Annotated in this window: 18 protein-coding genes; 16 read left to right on the top strand and 2 right to left on the bottom strand. The window is 69.9% G+C overall.

What is annotated here, in order from left to right; all coding sequences use genetic code 11:
• Positions 1-22 precede the first annotated feature (22 nt).
• The 15 genes from gspD (at position 23) to LXT23_RS28990 (ending at position 16,141) form a co-directional block, all read left to right on the top strand.
• Positions 23-2,668 (top strand): type II secretion system secretin GspD, encoded by a 2,646-nt coding sequence (gene gspD / locus LXT23_RS28920; protein WP_253983550.1) that lies wholly within the window; start codon positions 23-25, stop codon positions 2,666-2,668.
• Positions 2,665-4,479 carry a type II secretion system ATPase GspE gene (gene gspE, locus LXT23_RS28925; RefSeq protein WP_253983551.1) on the top strand — a complete coding sequence of 605 codons (1,815 nt, stop codon included), beginning with the start codon at positions 2,665-2,667 and terminating at the stop codon, positions 4,477-4,479. The genes gspD and gspE overlap by 4 nt, the downstream gene beginning before the upstream one ends.
• Positions 4,480-4,517: 38 nt before the next feature.
• On the top strand, positions 4,518-5,774 hold the full coding sequence (gspF, locus tag LXT23_RS28930) for a type II secretion system inner membrane protein GspF (protein ID WP_253983552.1): 1,257 nt from the start codon (positions 4,518-4,520) through the stop codon (positions 5,772-5,774).
• 14 nt (positions 5,775-5,788) lie between these two features.
• Positions 5,789-5,941, top strand: a complete 153-nt coding sequence (locus tag LXT23_RS28935) for a hypothetical protein (RefSeq protein ID WP_253983553.1) — start codon at positions 5,789-5,791, stop codon at positions 5,939-5,941.
• 58 nt (positions 5,942-5,999) lie between these two features.
• Positions 6,000-6,425, top strand: a complete 426-nt coding sequence (gspG, locus tag LXT23_RS28940; RefSeq protein ID WP_253983554.1) for a type II secretion system major pseudopilin GspG — start codon at positions 6,000-6,002, stop codon at positions 6,423-6,425.
• A 39-nt stretch (positions 6,426-6,464) separates the two neighbouring features.
• Complete coding sequence (locus LXT23_RS28945; protein ID WP_253983555.1) at positions 6,465-6,911, top strand: type II secretion system protein GspG; 447 nt, start codon at positions 6,465-6,467, stop codon at positions 6,909-6,911.
• Positions 6,908-7,639: a prepilin-type N-terminal cleavage/methylation domain-containing protein gene (locus LXT23_RS28950; protein ID WP_253983556.1), complete on the top strand. Its 732-nt coding sequence runs from the start codon at positions 6,908-6,910 to the stop codon at positions 7,637-7,639. The genes LXT23_RS28945 and LXT23_RS28950 overlap by 4 nt, the downstream gene beginning before the upstream one ends.
• The gene (locus tag LXT23_RS28955) at positions 7,636-8,541 is read left to right on the top strand and encodes a type IV pilus modification PilV family protein (RefSeq protein WP_253983557.1); all 906 of its coding nucleotides are present in this window, start codon (positions 7,636-7,638) and stop codon (positions 8,539-8,541) included. Before LXT23_RS28950 ends, LXT23_RS28955 begins: the two co-directional genes overlap by 4 nt.
• Positions 8,538-9,209 carry a type II secretion system protein GspJ gene (locus LXT23_RS28960; protein WP_253983558.1) on the top strand — a complete coding sequence of 224 codons (672 nt, stop codon included), beginning with the start codon at positions 8,538-8,540 and terminating at the stop codon, positions 9,207-9,209. The genes LXT23_RS28955 and LXT23_RS28960 overlap by 4 nt, the downstream gene beginning before the upstream one ends.
• Positions 9,209-10,585 carry a type II secretion system minor pseudopilin gene (locus LXT23_RS28965; protein WP_253983559.1) on the top strand — a complete coding sequence of 459 codons (1,377 nt, stop codon included), beginning with the start codon at positions 9,209-9,211 and terminating at the stop codon, positions 10,583-10,585. The genes LXT23_RS28960 and LXT23_RS28965 overlap by 1 nt, the downstream gene beginning before the upstream one ends.
• A gap of 1 nt (position 10,586) precedes the next feature.
• Positions 10,587-12,191, top strand: coding sequence for a pilus assembly protein PilM (pilM, locus tag LXT23_RS28970; protein ID WP_253983560.1), 1,605 nt, complete (start codon positions 10,587-10,589; stop codon positions 12,189-12,191).
• Between the two features lie 2 nt (positions 12,192-12,193).
• Positions 12,194-12,751, top strand: coding sequence for a type II secretion system protein GspM (gene gspM / locus LXT23_RS28975; protein ID WP_253983561.1), 558 nt, complete (start codon positions 12,194-12,196; stop codon positions 12,749-12,751).
• Positions 12,752-12,754: 3 nt separating this feature from the next.
• On the top strand, positions 12,755-13,729 hold the full coding sequence (gene gspN, locus LXT23_RS28980; RefSeq protein WP_253983562.1) for a type II secretion system protein GspN: 975 nt from the start codon (positions 12,755-12,757) through the stop codon (positions 13,727-13,729).
• Positions 13,730-13,838: 109 nt separating this feature from the next.
• Positions 13,839-15,479 carry a sigma 54-interacting transcriptional regulator gene (locus tag LXT23_RS28985; RefSeq protein ID WP_253983563.1) on the top strand — a complete coding sequence of 547 codons (1,641 nt, stop codon included), beginning with the start codon at positions 13,839-13,841 and terminating at the stop codon, positions 15,477-15,479.
• Positions 15,480-15,631: 152 nt separating this feature from the next.
• The gene (locus tag LXT23_RS28990; protein ID WP_253983564.1) at positions 15,632-16,141 is read left to right on the top strand and encodes an RNA polymerase sigma factor; all 510 of its coding nucleotides are present in this window, start codon (positions 15,632-15,634) and stop codon (positions 16,139-16,141) included.
• Between the two features lie 15 nt (positions 16,142-16,156).
• Here the strand turns inward: LXT23_RS28990 and LXT23_RS28995 are convergent, their stop codons facing one another.
• The gene (locus LXT23_RS28995; RefSeq protein ID WP_253983565.1) at positions 16,157-16,813 is read right to left on the bottom strand and encodes a hypothetical protein; all 657 of its coding nucleotides are present in this window, start codon (positions 16,811-16,813) and stop codon (positions 16,157-16,159) included.
• Positions 16,814-18,991: a S46 family peptidase gene (locus LXT23_RS29000; protein ID WP_253983566.1), complete on the bottom strand. Its 2,178-nt coding sequence runs from the start codon at positions 18,989-18,991 to the stop codon at positions 16,814-16,816.
• A 137-nt stretch (positions 18,992-19,128) separates the two neighbouring features.
• Here LXT23_RS29000 and LXT23_RS29005 point away from each other — a divergent pair, with 137 nt between their 5' ends.
• Entirely contained in the window at positions 19,129-19,866 is a 738-nt protein-coding gene (locus LXT23_RS29005; RefSeq protein ID WP_253983567.1) for a M50 family metallopeptidase, read from the top strand.
• The last annotated feature ends 126 nt before the right edge of the window (positions 19,867-19,992 follow it).

Here is a 19,992-nt window from a genome sequence, read left to right on the forward strand (position 1 = left end):
CCCCCGCCGCGCCCGCTCCTCCATGAAGACGCTCCCGTCCTGGATGCTCTGCCTGTGCCTTGCGCTCGCCGTCCCCGCGCAGGCCCAGCGCCGTCCCCCGCCGCCTGGCACCACCGCGCCCACCACGCCCGCCGCGCAGAGTGAGCGGACCATCACCCCGCAGGCCGAGGGCGGGGAGGAGGCCAATCAAGGACCCCGCCGCACGCCCACGTGCGAAGAGGCCCGGCGCAATGCGCGCTACGGCATCTACTTCGACAAGGTGGAGATCGAAAAGCTGGTCCAGACGGTGGCCGATGCCACCTGCCGTACCTTCATCCTCCCGGAGAACGTGCGCGGGAAGATCTCCATCATCGGCCCGGAGAACGGCCGCGTGGAGGTCAACGCGGACGCCTTCTACTCCGCCTTCCTCGCCTCGCTCGACGCCAACGGCCTGTCCGTCTACCAGCACGGCCGCTTCCTGAAGATTGTCGACAAGCGCTCGGCGAAGCAGAACCCCATCCCCACCATCATCGAGGAGGGGCAGCCGTACACCACCAACGAGCAGATGGTGACCAAGCTGTTCCGCATCAAGAACGTGGAGGTGGAGCCGCTGCGCGGCGTGCTCCAGCAGCTCGTGTCCAAGGACGGCGACACGATTCCGTACCCGCCGGACACCATCATCGTCAACGACGTGGGCTCCAACATCCACCGGCTCGAGCGCATCATCGACCAGCTCGACAGCCGCGCCGCCAGCGACGAGCTGCGCGTCATCCAGGTGCAGTACGCCGCCGCGCAGGACATCGCCACCACGGTGCAGCGCCTCTTCGAGGCCAAGGGCGCCCGCCCCGGCCAGCGCCCCGGCGGCTTCAACCCGGGCAACGTGTCCCCGGGCGCCTCGCCCGGTGAGGTCGCCGCCGCCCAGGCCGCGCAGGGCGCGGGCCAGGAGGGCTCCGGCGGCGCGGTGACGCTGTCGCAGATCATCCCGGACGAGCGCACCAACAAGCTCATCATCGTCGCCAGCCCCGCCGCCTTCGACCGCATCCAGGAGATTGTCGGGCAGCTGGACATCCCCACCAGCAGCGGCGGCCGCATCAACGTCTACCCCCTGGAGAACGCCAACGCGGAGGAGCTGGCCAGCACGCTCCAGTCGCTGGCCCAGGGCACCGCGAACCGCCCGCGCACGCCGTCGCCGCAGGCCCCGCCGGGAATCCCGCGCGGCCCCGCGGGCAGCACCCAGGCCGCGGAGCTGTTCAGCGGCGAGGTGAAGATCTCCGCCGACAAGGGCACCAACTCGCTGGTCATCGTCGCCAGCGCGGCCGACTACAAGAACATCGTCCAGATCATCCAGCAGCTGGACATGCCGCGCCGCCAGGTGTTCGTGGAGGCCGTCATCATGGAGGTGAACCTGGACCGCAACCGCGAGTTCGGCGTCGACCTCCACAGCGGCTTCAGCCTGAAGACGAGCGAGGGTGACGTGCCGGGCATCATCGGCACCAACAACACCGGCGGCCAGGGCCTGCCGCCCTCGCTCAGCCTGGGCAGCCTGGCGCAGTTCGGCGGCTTCCTCGCCGGCCTCCAGGGCCCCGTCATCCCCGCGCTGGAGAAGCTGGGCCTGGACATCCCCGCCTTCGGCGTCGTCCTGCACGCCATGCAGCAGAGCTCGGACGTCAACGTGCTCTCCACCCCGCACATCCTCACCAGCGACAACGAGGAGGCGGAAATCACGGTGGGACAGAACGTTCCCTTCCAGTCCGGCTTCAACCCCTCGTCGCTGGGCTCCTCGGTGGGCGGCGTCGCCGGCCAGCAGGGCGGCATCAACTCCATCCTCGGCGGCCTGGGCGGCCTGGGCTCGCTGTACGCGCCCATCCAGCGCCAGAACGTGGAGCTGAAGCTCACCGTCAAGCCGCAGATCAACGAGAGCGACTACATCCGCATGGTCATCTCCGAGCAGACGGAGGAGATTGCCTCCAACGACGCGGTGCTCGGCCCCACCACCAGCAAGCGCAGCGCGAAGACGACGGTCATCGCCAAGGACCAGGAGACGGTGGTGCTGGGCGGCATCATGCAGGACCGCACCATCGAATCCGTGTCCAAGGTGCCCATCCTGGGTGACATCCCCATCCTGGGCCACCTCTTCCGCGAGACGTCCCGCCGCAAGACGAAGACGAACCTGCTGCTGTTCCTGACGCCCTACATCATCCGGGGGCCGGAGGACTTCCGCATCATCTTCGAGCGGAAGATGAAGGAGCGGCAGCAGTTCGTGGAGCAGTTCTACGGCCAGGTGCCCGGCTACGACGTGGCGGTGGACTTCACCCGCAAGCCCGGCCCCCTGTCGCGCATGAACCAGGCCGTCATCAAGGAGCGGCAGCGCGCCGAGAATGGCGGCGCCGGCATGCCGGGCGAGCGCGTCATCGGCCCCACGCCCGCCAGCCCCACCAACGGCCGGCAGACGCGGCCCCCGGCGCCCGCGCCGGGCACCGCCCCGCAGGCGCCCGCGCCCGAGTCTTCCGTGAGCGAGCCGCCGGTGCGGGAAGTCGCGCCGCCTCCGGGCGGTTCGGAGGACTCAGTGCCCACCGCACCGGCCCCGCAGCCGCCCGATGCCCCCGTCCCCGAGAGCGCTCCCGCTCCCGATGACGCGTCCACGGGCGGCCTGCGCATCCAGCCGGACACGGGGGACCAGAGCCCATGAACGTGACCGCCGACCCCACCCTCTCCGCCGCCGCCGCTGGCGCGGCTCCCGCGCGCAACGACGCCACCCAGCTCGTCGCCCACGGCCAGGCCTTCCTCTGCGGCCGGCCGCTGGGGGAGATCCTCCGCGCGCTCGTCCCTTCCCTCACCGAGGAGAAGCTCCAGGAGGCGCTCGCCCTCCAGGCGGAGAAGGGCCAGCGCATCGGCGAGGTGCTGGTGGGTATCAAGGCGGTGTCCGAGGAGGACGTGGCCAAGGCCCTGGGGCACCAGCTGGACCTGCCCTACCTGGCGCGCATCTTCACCGAGGAAGTGGACGCGGAGCTGGTCAAGCGCATCCCCATCAACTTCGCCAAGCAGGCCCACATCCTCCCGCTGTCCATGGAGGGTGACACCGTGGCGCTGGCGGTGGGCGACCCGCTGGACACGTCCGCGCTGGACCACATCCGCCTGCTGCTGGGGCAGAGCATCAGCCAGCGCATCGCGCTGAAGTCCACCATCATGGACGCCATCAACAGCGTCTATGACCGCTCCGTCAACGAGACGGAGCAGCTGGTGGACGAGATGGAGACGACGGACCTCGACTCCATCGCCCATGAGCTGGAGGAGCCCAAGGACCTGCTGGACGAGGATGACGAGGCGCCCGTCATCCGGCTGGTGAACTCCGTGCTGTTCCGCGCCGCCAAGGAGCGCGCGAGCGACATCCACATCGAGCCCATGGAGCGCGAGCTGCTGGTGCGCTTCCGCGTGGACGGTGTGCTGCAGGAGGTCATCAAGCCGCCCAAGCGCTACCAGAACGCGATTGTGAGCCGCGTGAAGGTGATGGGGCAGCTCAACATCGCGGAGAAGCGCCTGCCGCAGGACGGCCGCATCCGCATCAAGCTGGCCGGCCGCGACATCGACATCCGTCTGTCCACCATCCCCACGTCGCACGGCGAGCGCATCGTCATGCGTCTGCTCGACAAGACGGCGACGCTGCTGGACCTGGCGGAAATCGGCATGAGCCAGCCGGTGCTCCACGCGATGGAGGCCGTCATCAAGCGCTCGCACGGCATCGTCCTGGTGACGGGCCCCACCGGCTCCGGCAAGACGACGACGCTGTACGGCGCCCTGTCGAAGATCAACACGCCGGACCTGAACATCCTCACCGTCGAGGACCCGGTCGAGTACCAGCTCAAGGGCATTGGCCAGATGGCCATCAACCCGAAGATTGGCCTCACCTTCGCGCAGGGGCTGCGCTCGTTCCTCCGCCAGGACCCGGACGTCATCATGGTCGGCGAAATCCGCGACAAGGAGACGGCGGAGATTGCCATCCAGGCGTCGCTGACGGGCCACCTGGTGCTGTCCACGGTGCACACCAACGACGCGGCCGGCGCGGTGACGCGACTGGTGGACATGGGCGTGGAGCCCTTCCTCGTGGCGTCGTCGCTGACGGGCATCCTCGCCCAGCGCCTCGTGCGCCGGGTGTGCCCGGACTGCCGCGTGCCCTACCAGCCCACGGACGCGGAGCTGAAGGAGCTGGGCCACACCGTCGCGTCCTTCAAGGCGCGCTACGGGACGGACCACATCTTCAAGGCCTCCGGCTGCCCGTCGTGCAACCGCAATGGCTACCGGGGCCGCTCGGGCATCTACGAGTTCCTCCCGGTGGATGACGACGTGCGCCAGCTGGTGCTGAAGAACGTGGACGCGTCCACCATCAAGCGCTCCGCCACCAGCAAGGGCATGACGACGCTGCTGGACGACGGCGCCCGCAAGATTGCCCTGGGCGAGACGACCATCGCCGAAGTGCTGAGCATCACCCAGGAGGACATGTAACCGACAGCTCCTCCCTGGGAGGGGCCGGGGTCTGAGCCATGCCGGTCTTCGAGTACAGAGGTCTCAATTCCTCGGGCAAGTCCATCAAGGGCCTGCTCGAGGCGGACTCCCCCAAGACGCTGCGCTCCAAGCTGCGCGCCGACGGCATCTTCCTCACGGACGTGCTGGCGCAGGCGGAGGGCAGCCGGGCCGCGGTGTCCAAGGGCGCCAACGCGTCGCTCGTGGCGCGCGACATCGACCTGCGCAAGCTGGGCCGGGGCCGCGTCAACACGGACGACGTGGCCATCTTCACCCGCCAGCTGTCCACGCTGCTGCACGCCGGCGTCACCCTGGTGGAGTCGCTCAGCGCGCTGGTGGACCAGGTGGAGAAGGAGCGCTTCAAGCGCGCCCTCTCCGACATCAAGCAGCGCGTCAACGAGGGCTCCACCCTCGCGGACGCCCTGGGCCAACACCCGAAAATCTTCCCCAGCATCTACGTGAACATGGTGCGCGCGGGCGAGGCCTCCGGCGCGCTGGACGCAGTGCTCACGCGCCTGGCGGACTTCACGGAGAACCAGGCCCGCCTGCAGCAGAAGATTCTGAGCACCATGCTCTACCCCGCCATCATGATGGTGGTGGGCGGCGGCATCCTCGTGGCGCTGATGGTCTTCGTGGTGCCGAAGGTGACGAAGATCTTCGAGACGATGAAGGCCACGCTGCCCCTGAGCACGCGCATCCTCATCGCCACGAGCAACTTCTTCCAGAACTGGTGGTTCATCGTCGTGCCGCTGATGGTGCTGGGCGGCTGGCTCTTCATGCGCTGGACGAAGAGCCCCAAGGGCAAGCCCAAGTGGGACCGCATCACCCTGAAGGCCCCCGTGGTGGGCCAGCTGGTGCGCCTGCTGTCCATCTCCCGCTTCGCGCGCACGCTGTCCACGCTGCTCAAGAGCGGCGTCCCGCTGCTGGCGGCCATGGACATCGTCAAGGCGGTGATGACGAACTCGGTGCTGGCGGACGTCGTGGAGAAGGCCCGCGACTCCATCCGCGAGGGCGAGAGCATCGCCAACCCGCTCAAGCGCTCCGGGGAGTTCCCTCCGCTCGTGTACCACATGGTCGCCATCGGTGAGCGCTCCGGCCAGCTGGAGGACATGCTCACCAACGTGGCGGACAACTACGAGACGCAGGTGAACGTCCGCATCGGCGCCCTCACCTCGCTGCTCGAGCCCCTCCTCATCGTGGTGATGGGCGCGGTGATTGCATTCGTCGCGCTCTCCATCCTGATGCCGATTCTGCAGGTGAACTCGGCCATCCGCTGAGGAGTGACGGAACGATGAACGACACGATGGACCGTTGGGTTCAACGCGTCACCCTGGCGGCGATGATTGCCGTGGCGGCGGCGCTGCTGACGGTGGGGGCCCGGCTGTACGGCCCCCAGCAGCCGCGCCCGGAGGCGGGTGTGGCGGACGGGGCCCGGGCGCCCTGACAGGAAGACAATCAGACAACGGGGTGGCTGCCAGAAAGTCACCCGGGATGGACAGGACATGAGCCAGAAGAACCGGAGCCAGAGGAAGCAGCGCCGCAACCGCGGCATGACCCTGATTGAAATCATGGTGGTCATCACCATCCTCGGCCTCATCGCCGCGGCGGTGGGCGTGGCGGTGATTCCGCAGCTGGAGGCGGCCCGTAGAGATCGCGCCTCGCTGGACATCAAGAACATCCAGGGCGCGATGAAGCTGTACTACACGAAGAAGGGGAAGTACCCGGACACGGCCTCCGGCCTGAACGCGCTGGTGGAGGCGCAGGCGCTGGAGCAGATGCCGAAGGACCCCTGGAACAACGACTACGTGTACATCAACGAGGGCGGCAAGCCCGTCATCATCTCCTACGGCGCGGACGGCACGGCGGGTGGCGAGGGCAACGACGCGGACATCTCGTCCGCGGACGGCGCCGCCGCCGCCAACCGGTGAAGAAGTAGCGCACGACGCGTGTTGCACAGGGCCTTGGGTATGAACGAGCACGCCTCCCCCACATCCCCGACGCCCTCCGACGAGGGGACGAGCCGCCGCCAGCGCGTGGGCCGGCTCATCCTGGCCCTCGTCTTCCTGCTCGCCACCGGCCTGGCCTTCTTCCTGGTGTGGCTGACGGACGACCCCTCGCTGACGGCGGAGCAGCGCCGCGCCCGCGCGGAGATCCGCAAGCTGGAGGGGCTCTTCAAGTCTCACCACCGGCTGATGGGCCGCTTCCCTTCGAGGGAAGAGGGCTTCACCCCGCTCATCCAGGCGCGGCTGCTGGAAGCCCCGCCGGTGGACCCGTGGGGCCACCCGTACGTGTACTGGATGGACGGGAAGAACGGCGCCGTCATCTCCTACGGGGCGGACGGCAAGCAGGGTGGCACGGGAGTGGCAGCGGACCTGAGCAGCGGCGGGACCCTCGCCGCCTGGGGGCAGCCATGACGCACGCCACGCAGTCCCGCAGGGCCGCGCACCGCAAGCAGCGCGGGCTGACGCTCATCGAGATCTCCATCGCCATCATCATCGTGGCGATTCTCTTCTCCGCGGCGGTGATGGGCATCGGCTCCATCACCGGCGCCAAGGCGAAGGGCACCGCGGGCGAGCTGGCGGGCCTCATCCGCTCGCTCTACGACTCGGCGGCGCTGCGCGGCAAGACGTGCCGCCTGGTGTTCGAGATTCCGGACCCGAAGAGCGAGGAGGCCACCCGCTACCACGCCGAGTGCGCGGAGGGCTCGGTGACGACGTCGCGCGACAGGGACACCACGCTGCGCGACGACAACACGGCGCGCGAGCGGGCCGCGCGCGCCAGCCGGGGCCCGAGCGGCGAGGAGCGCCGCAGCTACCTGGTGTCCGGCGGCAGCGCGCCCACGGCGACGGAGCTCCTGGAGGGAGAGAAGCAGCGCGTGGAGGCGCTGTCGCGCTTCTCCTCGTACACCTCGGAGGAGGTGCCGTCGCGCGAGCTGCCCTCGGACGTGAAGGTGTCGGTGTGGACGCGGCACCAGAAGGAGCCGGTGGAGAACGGCGTGGCGTACCTCTACTTCTTCCCGCAGGGCTACACGGAGAAGGCGTACGTCTACGTGCAGCAGGGCGACAACGTCTGGACGCTGGACGTGTCACCCCTGACGGGCAAGGTGCAGGTGGTGGCCGAGGCGCTGGAGGTGCCGCGATGAAGCGCAGCCGTGGCTTTACCCTGCTGGAGGTGGTGGTGGCGCTGGCCATCCTCGGGCTGGCGCTGATGGCCATCTTCGACCTGAACGCCGGCGCGGTGTCCAACCACGTCTACACCAAGCGGCTCACCGTGGCGTCGCTGCTGGCCCGCTCGAAGATGACGGACCTGGAGCAGACGCTCTACGACGACGGCTTCTCCGTGGACGACGACGAGGAGTCCGGCGACTTCTCCGACGAGGGCTGGCCGCAGTTCAAGTGGCGCGCGCGCATCATCGCGCCCAAGACGGAGGGCGTGTCGCCCGACCAGCTCATCGGCGCCATCTTCAACCTGCCCATCGGCGGCGGCGGGGACGACCCCATGTCCGGCCTGGCGGGCCTCTTCGGCGGCGGCGCGGCGGCGGGCGGCAAGGACGGCGCGTCCTCCGGGCCCCAGCCCGCGGGCATGAGCGGCATGGGCGGCGCGGCCATGGGCATGGCGCAGCCCATGTTCACGCAGATGGTGCAGCAGATAACGCAGACGGTGCGCGAGGTGCACCTCACCGTCTTCTGGCAGGAGGGCACGCAGCTGGAGAGCATCGACCTGGTGACGCACGTGGTGTCGCTGGGGCCGGGCTCGGACCGCAACGGCGGGTTCCAGGCGCAGCAGGGCCAGCAGCCGGGCGAGCAGTCCAGCCAGTGGGTGAACCCGAACACGGGCCTCATCGTCGCCAACCCCATCCCCGGCCCCAACGGCACCATGCTGGACCCGGCGACGCGCGCGCCGCTGATGCGGCAGGACCAGTTCAACCAGCAGCGCAACGGCGGCACCCCGCCGCGGCAGGGCGGTTCGGGCGGCGTGGTGCCCCCGGGCAACCCGCTGGGCAAGTTCCCGAGCATCCCCGGCTTCCGGAGGAACACCCAGTGACACGGCGCGCTCGAGGCTTCACGCTGATGGAGGTCATGGTGGCGGTGGCCATCACCGCCCTGATGGGCACGGTGGTGGCCATGGCCTTCCAGACGGGCCTGACGGCGAAGGAGACGGTGGAGACGGACGCGGACCGCTACCGCCAGGTGCGCGTGGCCATGAACCGCATGGCGCGCGAGATTGGCTCCGCGTTCGTGAGCGACAGGTATGACCTGAAGCGCTTCCGCGACCAGCAGGACCGGCCCACCAACTTCATCGGCGAGCAGGACAAGCTGCTGTTCACCACGTTCTCTCACCAGCGCCTGTACACGGACGTGAAGGAGTCCGACCAGGCGGTGGTGGAGTACTTCGTGGAGGCGTCCAGCGACCGCGAGGCGCGCGGCCGGATGGACCTGAAGCGGCGGGTGAACCCCAACGTGGATGACCGGATGGACCGGGGCGGCACCACGGACGTCCTCTTCGAGGGCGTGAAGGGCATCGAGTTCGAGTACTGGAACTCCGAGAAGAAGGAGTGGGACAGCGAGTGGGACACGCGGCGCACGGAGCGCAAGGCCATCCTGCCGACGCGGGTGCGCGTCACCGTCACCGCCGTGGACGAGACGGGGAAGGAAGCGCGCTACAGCACCCAGGCGCGCATCATGCTCAACACGGAGCTCCCGAGGTACTGATGCCCCTGCCCTCCTTCATGCGTGCGTCCCAGCGACGCCGGAAGTCCCAGAGCCCGGCCGCGCGCCGGGTGCGGCGCTCGCGCGGCGTGGCGCTCATCATCGCGGTGGTGTCCATCGCCATCCTCACGGTGATTGCCACCGACTTCGCCTACAACAGCCGGGTGGACCTGCAGCTGGCGGCCAACCAGCGGGACGAGGTGCGCGCGTACTACATGGCGCGCTCGGGCATTGCCCTGTCCCGGCTGCTCTTGCGCTTCCAGAAGCAGGTGGACCAGACGCCCATCCCCAACCCGGCGTCCATCCTCGCGCAGCTCGGCATCGGCGGCACGCCCCCCGCGGGAGGCGCGGCCCAGCCGTCGTCGCTCAACATCCAGCTCTACAAGATGGCGCGTGTGGACTGCCACATGCTCAAGGGGCTGGTGAAGAGCGAGGAGGGCGGCGGCGGCGGGGAGATGTCGCCGCTGGAGCCCGCCGAGGGCGACGAGAACTTCAAGATGGACGAGGAGGAGGACCCGGCGCAGCAGGAGGTGGCGGCGCAGATGACGCGGCGCTCCTTCGGCGGCTTCGAGGGCTGCTTCCTGGCCAGCATCAGCGACGAGGAGGAGAAGCTGAACGTCCACCGCCTCATCGCGGGCGCGGGCGACGCGCTGCCCACCGCGCTGCGGATGATGGACATGATGAACGACAAGCGCTTCGAGTTCCTCTGGGAGCGCGACGACGCCAACAAGGTCCGCAGCACCCCGCAGGACGTGCTGCTGGCGCTGAAGGACTGGGCGGACGACGACGAGACGGGGTCGACCATCAACCCCAACGACCCGGCCAACCCGCTGCCCAACGGCTTCTCCGACGAGGGCTCACCGTACAGCCGGTACGAGCCGGGCTACGAGCCGAAGAACGCGCGCTTCGACAGCCTGGACGAGCTGTACCGGGTGCACGGGGTGAACGACCAGTTCATGGCGGCCTTCCGGGACAGGCTCACGGTGTACCCGGACATCAACCGCCGGCCCAACATCAACACGGACGACCCGGTGATGATGGGGCTGGCCATCATGTCGGTGGCGGACCAGACGCGGCCGGACCCGCGGCTGCAGGACCCGGTGTTCCTCAACGAGCTCATCGAGCGCATCCGCGCCGCGCGCATGTTCAGCTTCTTCGGGATGTCCGTGCAGGACTTCGTCGCGGTCATCGAGGCGGCGGGCGTTCCCATCAACGCACAAGTGAAGTCCAACGTGGCGGGCAACCGCTTCGTGGGCGACAAGAGTCAGACGTTCACCATCAAATCCGTGGGAGAGGCGGGCAGCGTACAGAAGACGCTCACCGCCGTGGTCCGGCTGGACGACACGCTGGGCAGGCTCCTGTACTGGAGAGAGGAATAGCATGGCCCGCATTCTTGGCCTCGACCTCGGCAGCCACACCGTGAAGGCGGTGGTGCTGGAGTCGAAAACGAAGGGACATGGCGTCAGGGGCTTCGTCGAGGTGCGCCGCGCCCAGGAGGGCGAGCGCGCGGACACCCTGCGCGCCGCGGTGCAGGAGCTGCTCGGCCAGCTGCCGCCAGGGCACGCGGACCAGGTCGTCATCGCCCTGCCCGGCCCGTCGCTCATCACCCACGCGCTGGGCCTGCCGTTCTCCGACGGCAAGCGCATCGAAGCGGCGCTGCCCTTCGAGATTGGCAGCCAGCTGCCCTTCGACCTCTCCGAGGTGGTCTACGACTACCAGGTGGTGGGACTGAAGGACTCGGAGGGCAAGGAGAAGGCCAGCGAGCTGCTGGTGGGCGTGGTGCGCAAGGAGGAGCTGCAGTCCCTGCTGGCGCTGCTGGCGGAGCTGAAGCTGGACCCGCGCATCGTCACGCACCCCGGGCTGGCGTACCAGAACCTGCTCCAGCAGCAGCCGGGCCTCTTCGAGGGCACGGGCGAGGCGGGCGCGGTGGCGGTGGTGGACATCGGCCACGAGCGCACCTCGGTGTCCTTCGGCAAGCCGGGCACGGGCGTGCAGTTCGCGCGCACGTTCGCTGGCGGCGGCAGGGACTTGAGCAAGGCGCTGGCCACCGAGTTCCAGACGTCGCTGGCGGAGGCGCACCACTGGAAGGAGCAGCACGGGGCCATGGCCAGCGCGGCGAAGGGCCCGGACGCGGAGCGCGCGGCGGCGGCCTTCGTGCGCGGCCTGCAGCCGGTGCTGCGCGAGCTGCGCCCCACCCTCAAGGCCTTCACGGCCCGCACGCGCCAGCAGGTGGGCGCGGTGGTGCTGTGCGGCGGCACGGCGCGGATGCCCGGCCTGGCCGAGCAGCTGTCGAGGGACTTGAACCTCCCGGTGCGGGTGCTGGCGCTGCCGGCGGACGCGGTGGAGGCGATTCCCGCGGCGGCACACCCGGCGGCGGCGCAGGCGTACTCGCTGGCGCTGCGCGGCAACGCGGCGGGCGCCAAGGCGCCGCGCTTCAACTTCCGCCGGGGCGAGCTCGCCTTCAAGGGTGACTTCGACTACGTGAAGGACAAGCTGGGGCTGCTGGCCTCGTTCGCGGCCACGCTGCTGCTCCTGCTCATCGCCTTCGGCGTGGTGCGCAACTCGGTGCTGGCGCGGCGCGAGGCGCAGGTGGACGCCGTGCTGTGCGACACCACCCAGCGCATCCTCGGCCGGTGTGAGAAGGACTACAACCGCGCGCTCAACATGCTCAAGGGCGTGGAGAGCCCGGCGGCGGCGCTGCCGCGCCTGACGGCCGTCAACCTGCTGGCGGAGGTGACGCAGCGGGTGCCGGCGGACGTGCCGGTGAAGTTCGACAGGATTCAAATCGACCTGGACCGCGTCATCCTGCAGGGCGAGACGGACTCGTCGAAGCAGATCGACACCCTCTCCAACGCCATCAAGGGCCACGCCTGCTTCAAGGACGTGCGCCAGGGCAAGGTGGAGAAGACGCGGGACGGCAACAAGGTGTCCTTCCGGTTGGACGTCCAGGTCCAGTGCCCCGGTGAGCAGGGCGGGGAGAGCTAGTCATGGCCAAGGTCTCTGAAGTCTTCACCCCGGTGACGACGTGGTTCGAGCGGCTGAGCGACCGCGAGCGCCGGATGGTGTCCATCGCCGGCGCGGCGCTGCTGGCGTTCATCCTGTTCGCGGTGCTGATGATGTTCGCCAACAGCGCGTCCGGGTACCGGAAGCGCACGCAGGACAAGCAGGCCAAGCTGCAGGAGGTGCAGGCGCTGGCGGCCAGCTTCCGCGAGGCCCAGGCGGCGCGGCAGTCCGTGGAGCAGCAGCTCACGTCCAGCAACGTGCAGCTCATCACCTACATCGAGGACAAGGCCACGGCGGCCGGGCTGCAGGTGCCCAACATGACGCCCAAGGGTGACCTGGGCGTGGGTGACGGCAAGATCATCGAGAGCTCGGTGGAGCTGACCTTCACGGACGTGGACCTGCGCAAGCTGACGGACTTCCTGAGCACGGTGGAGAGCGGGCCGGGCGTGGTGAAGGTGAAGTACCTGCGCATCGAGCCGAAGCCCGCCTCGGACACGCTGACGGCGTGGACCACCGTCGCCACCTACCGGATGAAGCAATAAGCCATGTCCTCTGACACCAAGCCTGCCCGCTGGAAGGTCTTCCTCGGCTACGCCGCGTTCGCGGTGGCGGCCTTCGTCTTCGCCCTGTTCGTCACCTTCCCGTACGACGCCATCCGCGCGCGCATCGTCTCGGAGGCGGCGCAGGCGGGGCTCGCCGTGCGCATCGGCTCGCTGCGGCCGGGGCTGGCGGGCATCACCGCCACCCAGGTGCGGGTGAGCAAGCCGCCGCAGCCGCTGAGCGCGGACGTGGTGGCGTCCCTCGTCAGCGGCGAGGCCGCCATGCTGGGCCCCGCGGAGCTGGGCGAGGCGCTGACGTTCGACAGCGTGGCCATGCGCCCCGCCCTCTTCCCTCCTGGCGTGGCGCTGCGCGCCGAGACGCTGGGCGGCACGGTGACGGCGTCCGTGGGCCTCTTGGGCGACATGAAGGTGCGCGCGGAGCTGGACGGGCTGCAGGTCTCCGGCGGCAACCTGAAGGCCTTCACCGGCATGGAGCTGGAGGGCGAGGTGAACGGGCAGCTGGCGCTGACGCTGCCCAAGGGAAAGAGCCCGGAGCCGGACCTGTCCCAGGCGGACGGCGAGCTGACGCTGGACTCGCAGGGGCTGGTCATCAAGAGCGGCAAGGTGGCCATCCCCATGGGCGGCGGCCCCGGCATGCCCATGGACATCCCCCAGGTAACGCTGGGCAACCTCACCGGCCGCATCAAGTTCGAGAAGGGCCTGGGCACGGTGGAGACGCTGCGCCTGAAGGGCGAGGACCTGGAGGCGCTGGCCACCGGCACCCTGAAGCTGGGCAAGAAGGTGGAGTACAGCGAGCCGGCCATGGACGTGAACATCAAGCTGGACCCCGAGGCGCAGAAGCGGCTGGGCGCCGTGGCCATGGGCCTCACCATCCTCCCGCCGGACAAGAAGGACCCGAGCTTCCGCGCCGCCCGGCTCGGGGGCTTCCTCAACCGCCCCACCTTCCTGCCGCGCCGCTGAGCAAAGCCGGCGAAGGCCCCCACGCGCGCCCTACCCGGCGCGTGGGGTTGAAAGGTGAACACCCGCCGTGTAAAGCGCAGGCGAGCCGACCTGTAGGGAGGGGCCTGGGATGCCGGAGCTGGTGTTCTTTCGTCGAGGCGAGGAGGTGTTGCGGGTGGCGGTGGACCGGGCCCGGCTGGTGCTGGGGCGCGGCGAGCACAGCGACGTCGCCATTCCGGACCCGGAGGTGAGCCGCCAGCAGGTGGCCCTGCTGTGGGACGGCGAGCGCTGCCGGGTGGAGGACCTGTCCGGCAAGGGCACCCTGGTGGCGGGCCAGGCCGTCACCCAGGGCGAGCTGGCGGATGGAGCGGACCTGGCCCTGGGCCAGTGGCGCGCGGTGTTCCGCCTGCAGGCCGGGGGCGACGGCGCGGACGTCACCACCGAGGTGGGCCACACCACGTCCGTGCAGGCCCGTGACACCCAGGCCGCGCGCTGGCAGCCGGCCCAGGTGCGGGTGAAGCAGGGGCTCAACGAGTCCGTGCACCGGCTCACGGGCGACAGCTTCACGGCGGGCAAGGATGCCGCGTGTGATCTGGTCCTCCAGGACCGCTTCGCCTCCAGCCGGCACCTCAAGGTGACGCGCAAGGAGGGCACCTTCCACGTGGTGGACCTGCGCTCCACCAACGGCACCTGGCTGGGCCCGGTGCGCGTCTTCGAGGCGGAGGTGCCGCTGCCCACCGTGCTGCGCGTGGGCGAGACGGAGCTGGTGCTGGAGGCGGCGGCCCCGGCGGCGCGCAAGGAGGCCGCGGCCTTCCACGGCATCATCGGCGGAGACCCGGCGGTGCGGCAGCTCGCGGAGCTCATCGAGCGGGTGGCGCCCTCGTCCGCGGCGGTGACGATTCTGGGCGAGTCCGGCACCGGCAAGGAGCTGGTGGCGCGCGCCATCCACGCCTGCTCGTCGCGGGCGAACCGCCCCCTCATCCCCGTCAACTGCGCGGCCATCTCCAAGGAGCTCATCGAGAGCGAGCTGTTCGGCCACGAGAAGGGCTCCTTCACGGGCGCCAGCGGCGCGCGCAAGGGCGCCTTCGAGGAGGCCGACGGGGGCACCCTCTTCCTGGACGAGATTGGCGAGCTGCCGCTGGACCTCCAGGCCAAGCTGCTGCGCGCGCTGGAGGGCGGTGAAATCAAGCGCGTGGGCGCCAGCCGGCCCCTCCAGGTGGACGTGCGTGTGGTGGCCGCCACCAACCGGGACCTGCTCGCCGCCGCGCGTGAGGGCCGCTTCCGCGAGGACCTGTACTACCGGCTGTGCGTCATCCCCCTGCACCTGCCGCCGCTGCGCAGCCGCAAGAGCGACCTGGCGGCGCTGGCCGAGCACTTCATCCGCACCTACTCACCCCGGGGGCAGGCCGTGCGCTTCACCCCGGCGGCGCTGGAGCGGCTCCAGCACCACGCGTGGCCGGGCAACATCCGCGAGCTGCGCAACGTGGTGCACCGCGCGCTGCTCTTGCGCAAGGGGCCCGTCATCGACACGGGCGATTTGTCCTTCGACCAGGAGCTCAACCGGGAGACGGGCATCTCCGTGCCGGAGCTGCCACCTGGGATGACACTGGAGCAGATGCTGGAGAAGCTGGAGCGCCAGATTGTCGAGGCCGCCCTGAAGCGGTGCAACGGCAACCGCGAGCGCGTGGCCCGGGAGCTCGGCGTGGCCCGCTCCACCCTCTTCAAACGATTGAAGGACTGGGGGATGACGAAGCAGGACGAGCAGGAGTAGCGCTCACCCGGCCCCGGGGGGATGTGGGCGTGTCGGGCACCCGGCACGGGCAGTGAAAAACTCTTTCCCCACGGGGCGATAGACCCTTCTGGCGGCCCGTTCGTTCCAACTCCTGTCCTTCCCCGTCGGGGGTGTCCAGGAGCCTGGTCGCCATGCACGCCGCCTTCGTCTCGCTTCCTCCCCTCACGCAGCTCTACCTGGAGCACCGCCCGCGCGCGCTGGCCATTGCCCGGCGCATCGTCGGTGACACCGACGACGCCGAGGACGTGGTGCAGGACGTCTTCGTCCGGCTGGCGCGCAAGGCCCCCGGCTTCGGTGGCCGGGCGGCGTGGAGCACCTGGCTGCACCGGGTGATGGTGAACAGCAGCATCAACTGGCTGCGGGCGCGCAAGCGCCGCGAGCGGCTGGCGCACGAGCCGCAGGAGCCGCTGTCGCCGGAGCTGCTGGCGGTGGGCGCGGAGATGGAGCGCCACTTCGGCGACGCGCTGGACGCCATCAGCGAGCAGCAGCGGCAGGTGCTCTACCTGCGCGAGGTGCGCGGCCTGAGCTACCCGGAAATCGCCCGCCTGCTGCACATCCCCGAGGGCACGGTGAAGAGCACGCTGCACCGCGCCCGCCAGCGCGCGCTGGCGCTGCTGGAGGAGCGCGGCCAGCGGCCGTGACGGCTGGCGGACGGGCTACTCGTCGCCCTTGGAGCCGACGAACTGGTCCGACTTGTCCTTGAAGAGGACGTTGAAGCTGGTGAGCGAGCCGTAGACGCGGGTGATGTAGCTCTGCATCTCGACTTTTTCCGCGTCGGACAGCTTGGGGTGCGCGTTGAGCTTCTGCTCCAGCACGCGCAGCCTGTCGCGGACCATGACGACCTTGTGGAACAGGTTGTCGATGGGCAGGTCCCTGGGCTGCAGCTCCGGGTTGGAGGGGACGAGCCGCAGCGTGCCGCCCTCCCACTTGTTGGCCAGGGGCGGGGCGTCCGTCAGCCCGGAGGCCTCCCGGAAGATTTCCATCAGCTCTTCACGCGTCATGTTCAGCCCTTCCAGGTCCACCACTTCATCGGGGTCCGCGCGGCGCCGCACCACCACGGGCGCCACGCTGCGCACGGCCTTCGCGTGCGCGGGGGCGGGTGCCAGCGGCGCCGCGCTCCCCTTCGGCGAGTACTTGTCACAGATGGGGGCGGACGGTGGGAAGTGGCCCCGCCACGAGTGGAGCCGGCAGACGCCCACCCAGCCGCGGCGCTCGTCCACCGACTGCGCGCTCCACAGCTTGCAGTTGCCACACACCCGCTCCTCCGGCTTGAAGACCGGGAGGGGCAGCGAGCCGTCCGCCGTATCCGCCATCTATCGCGTCTCCTTCACCACGGGCGGGCCCTTGCGCACGCCCAGCTCGCGCAGCAGCGCGTCCGCGTTCTCCACCTGGTCCAGCATCCAGAGGATGTAGCGCACGTCCACGTTGACGTTGCGGGCCACGTCCGGGTTGTAGCCGAAGTCGTTGGCCACGTTCTCCCAGACGCGGTCGAAGTTCACGCCCACCAGCTGGCCCCTGCCATTGACGGTGGGGCTGCCCGAGTTGCCGCCCGTGGTGTCCGCGTCCGCCAGGAAGTTCACCGGCACGTCCTTCAGCGCGGGGTCCCCCCACGGGCCGAAGCGCTTCGCCTCGGCCGTCCGGGCCACCTTGGCCGGCACGTCGAAGGGCTCCTCACCGGTGTTCTTCGCCAGCAGGCCGGACAGCGTCGTCTGCGGCGTGTAGATGGCGCCGTCGCGCGGCGCGTAGCCCCTCACCTTGGCGAACGTCACGCGCAGGGTGCCGTTGGCGTCCGGGGCCACGGGCTTGCCCGCGTGGGCCAGCACCGCCTTGCGCCACTCCGGCCGCAGCCGGAAGGCCGCGCCCTGGCGGCGGTCCTTCACCTCGTCCAGGGCGGTGAGCTCCTTCGCCAGGTCCAGGCCGAAGGCGAGCAGCGGGTCCTTGCGCGCCTCGAGCTGCGCCACCGTCTCGCCGGCCATCTTCAGCCGCGCGTCCAGCGTGAGGACCTGGGTGCCGGCGTACATGGCGTCAATCTTCGCCGCGACGTCCTTCTCCGAGAACGCCTTGCCGAAGTGCTTGTCCACGGCGGCGATGCGCTCCTGGGCGCCCAGGGCCTGGGCGCGCTTCACGAAGGCCAGCAGCAGGCGCTTCTCGGCGGGGAGGAAGAGGTTCTTCTGCTCGCGCTCCAGCCGGTCCTTGATGCGGGGCTGCTCGCGCTCCATGTACTCGGGGCGGCGCTCCAGGTCGGGCTTCGCGCGCTCGGCGGCGAGGCGGGACACGGTGGCCGCCAGCGCCGGGCCGCGCGCCAGGCGGTTGACGGAAGCCAGGAGGAACTCGCGCTCGAAGAGCTTGCCGGTGGCGGCCTGCTCGGCGAGGAGCGCCTCGCGGGCCTTGACGGCGCCCGTCCACTGCGCGCCGGCCTTCCGGGCCCAGGCGGCCACGGCGGCCTCGGCGTCGCGCTGCTTCTCCACGATGCGGCCGCGCTTCAGCCCTTCGAGCTGGCCGCCCGCGTTCTTGTGGACGTTGTGCAGGCTCTTGAGGGTGGAGGCAACGGCAATCTTGCCGGCGGGGTCCTTGTCTCCCTCCTCCTCGAGGATGCGGATGGCCTCGCCGAACACGTCGCGCATGCGCGGGTAGAGGCGGGACTGGCGCTCGGCCATCTCCTCCGCGAGCAGCGCGCGGTAGGTGAGGCCGGGGTAGCCCAGCACCATGACGAAGTCGTCGGGCTTCACGCCCTCGGTGGCGAGGGGGAAGAAGAACTCCGCCTTGTAGGGCACGTTCTTCACGTTGTACGGCGCGGAGGCGCCGTCCGGCGCGGTGTACGCGCGGAGGATGGCGAAGTCACCGGTGTGGCGGGGCCACATCCAGTTGTCCTCCTCGCCGCCGTACTCGCCCACGCCGCGCGGCGGGGCATAGACGAGCCGCACGTCCGTCAGCTCCACCGCGTCCACCAGGGTGAAGTTGAGGCCGCCATCAAACGTCGCCACCTGGCAGCGGGTGGCGGGGCGCTTCTCGCACTCGGCGACCAGTTCCTTCTGCTTGCGCTCGATGGCCTTGTAGCGCGCGCTGTCGTCCGCGCCCGCGGGCACGGCGGCGAGCACCTCCTTCGTCACGTCCTTGAAGCTGCGCGGCACCTGCACGCGGGAGCCCTTCCCGGGCAGCTCGTCCTGGCTCCTGGAGGCGAGGAAGCCATTCGTGATGAGGTCGCGCTGGGGGGTGCTGTGCTCCTGGATGACGCCGAAGGCACAGTGGTGGTTGGTGATGACGAGGCCCGCCTGGGCGATGAACGCGCCGGAGCAGCCGCCCACGTTGACGGTGCCGGCGAGCAGCCCGGTGCCGCGCTGCGGGTCCCACAGCTTCTGGGGAGGCAGCTCGAGGCCCTGGGCCTGGAGCCACGCCGGGTCCAGCTCCAGGACCTGCTGGGGTGTCCACTTGCCTTCTACGGCCAGGGCCGGAGCAGCCACGAGCGACAGGAGGAGGAGCGTCTTCTTCATGGTGTCCCTTCCCTACCCCGTCCGGCGGCCGGAGGCGACCCCTTCCCGCCGACGCTGCGCGGCACGGTGGCCGGGCTTTTTCATGGATGATGGACCCGGCTTAAGTGTTGGGGTGTCCCACAGGAGGGGAGCAAGCGATGAGGACCGCCAGCGGAGCACAGCTTGATTTCAGCCGGTTGGCCCTCCTCGTCCTGATGCTGGGGGTGGGGTGGTACTTCTGGGACTCGCCCGTCTTCTGGCCCCTCAAAGTCCTGGTGGTGATGATGCACGAGAGCGGGCATGCCATTGCCACGCTGCTGGTGGGGGGCTCGGTGGACAAGATCCACCTGGCGGCCAACGAGTCCGGCTCCTGTCTGTCCCGCCTTCCACCGGGCGTGCTGGCGAAGGTGGCCGTGTACTCGGGGGGATACCTGGGGAGCGCGGTGGCCGGGGCGGGGCTGCTGCTGGCGACGTTCCGGTTCCGGCTCCGGCGCTGGGTGCTGGGGGCGGCCTGTGTGTGGCTGGCGGTGATGGGGCTGGTGTACGGCGGGGACCTCTTCACCAAGGCTTTCTGCCTGGGCACGGCGGTGGTGCTGGGGCTGTGCGCGAAGTACCTGCCGGACGGCGCGGTGGACGTGGTGAACCTGTTCATCGCGGCGTTCACGGCGCTGTACGCGGTGGTCGACTTGAAGGACGACCTGTGGAACGCCGCGGTGCGCTCGAGAAGTGATGCGGCGCTGCTGGCGGACCTGACCTGGGTGCCCGCGATTGTCTGGGCCGTGCTGTGGACGCTGCTGGCCGTGGGCCTGCTGGGCGTGGCCGCGTACTGGTCCCTGCACGCGAAGCCGCGCGGGCTGCAGATGCCGTCCGTGTCCACGCGGGCGCGGCGGGTGTAGTCCTCCTCGCCCCTGGAAATTCCGAGCGCCGTGGCGGAGCCCTGCGTGTTCCGCCGCGAGGTCGGCGTGAATCACACGCATGCATTCATTGCCTCCATCGCTCCGCCCGGCCCGCCTCGCCTGGCA

This window comes from Pyxidicoccus xibeiensis, assembly GCF_024198175.1.
GTDB lineage: Bacteria > Myxococcota > Myxococcia > Myxococcales > Myxococcaceae > Myxococcus > Myxococcus xibeiensis.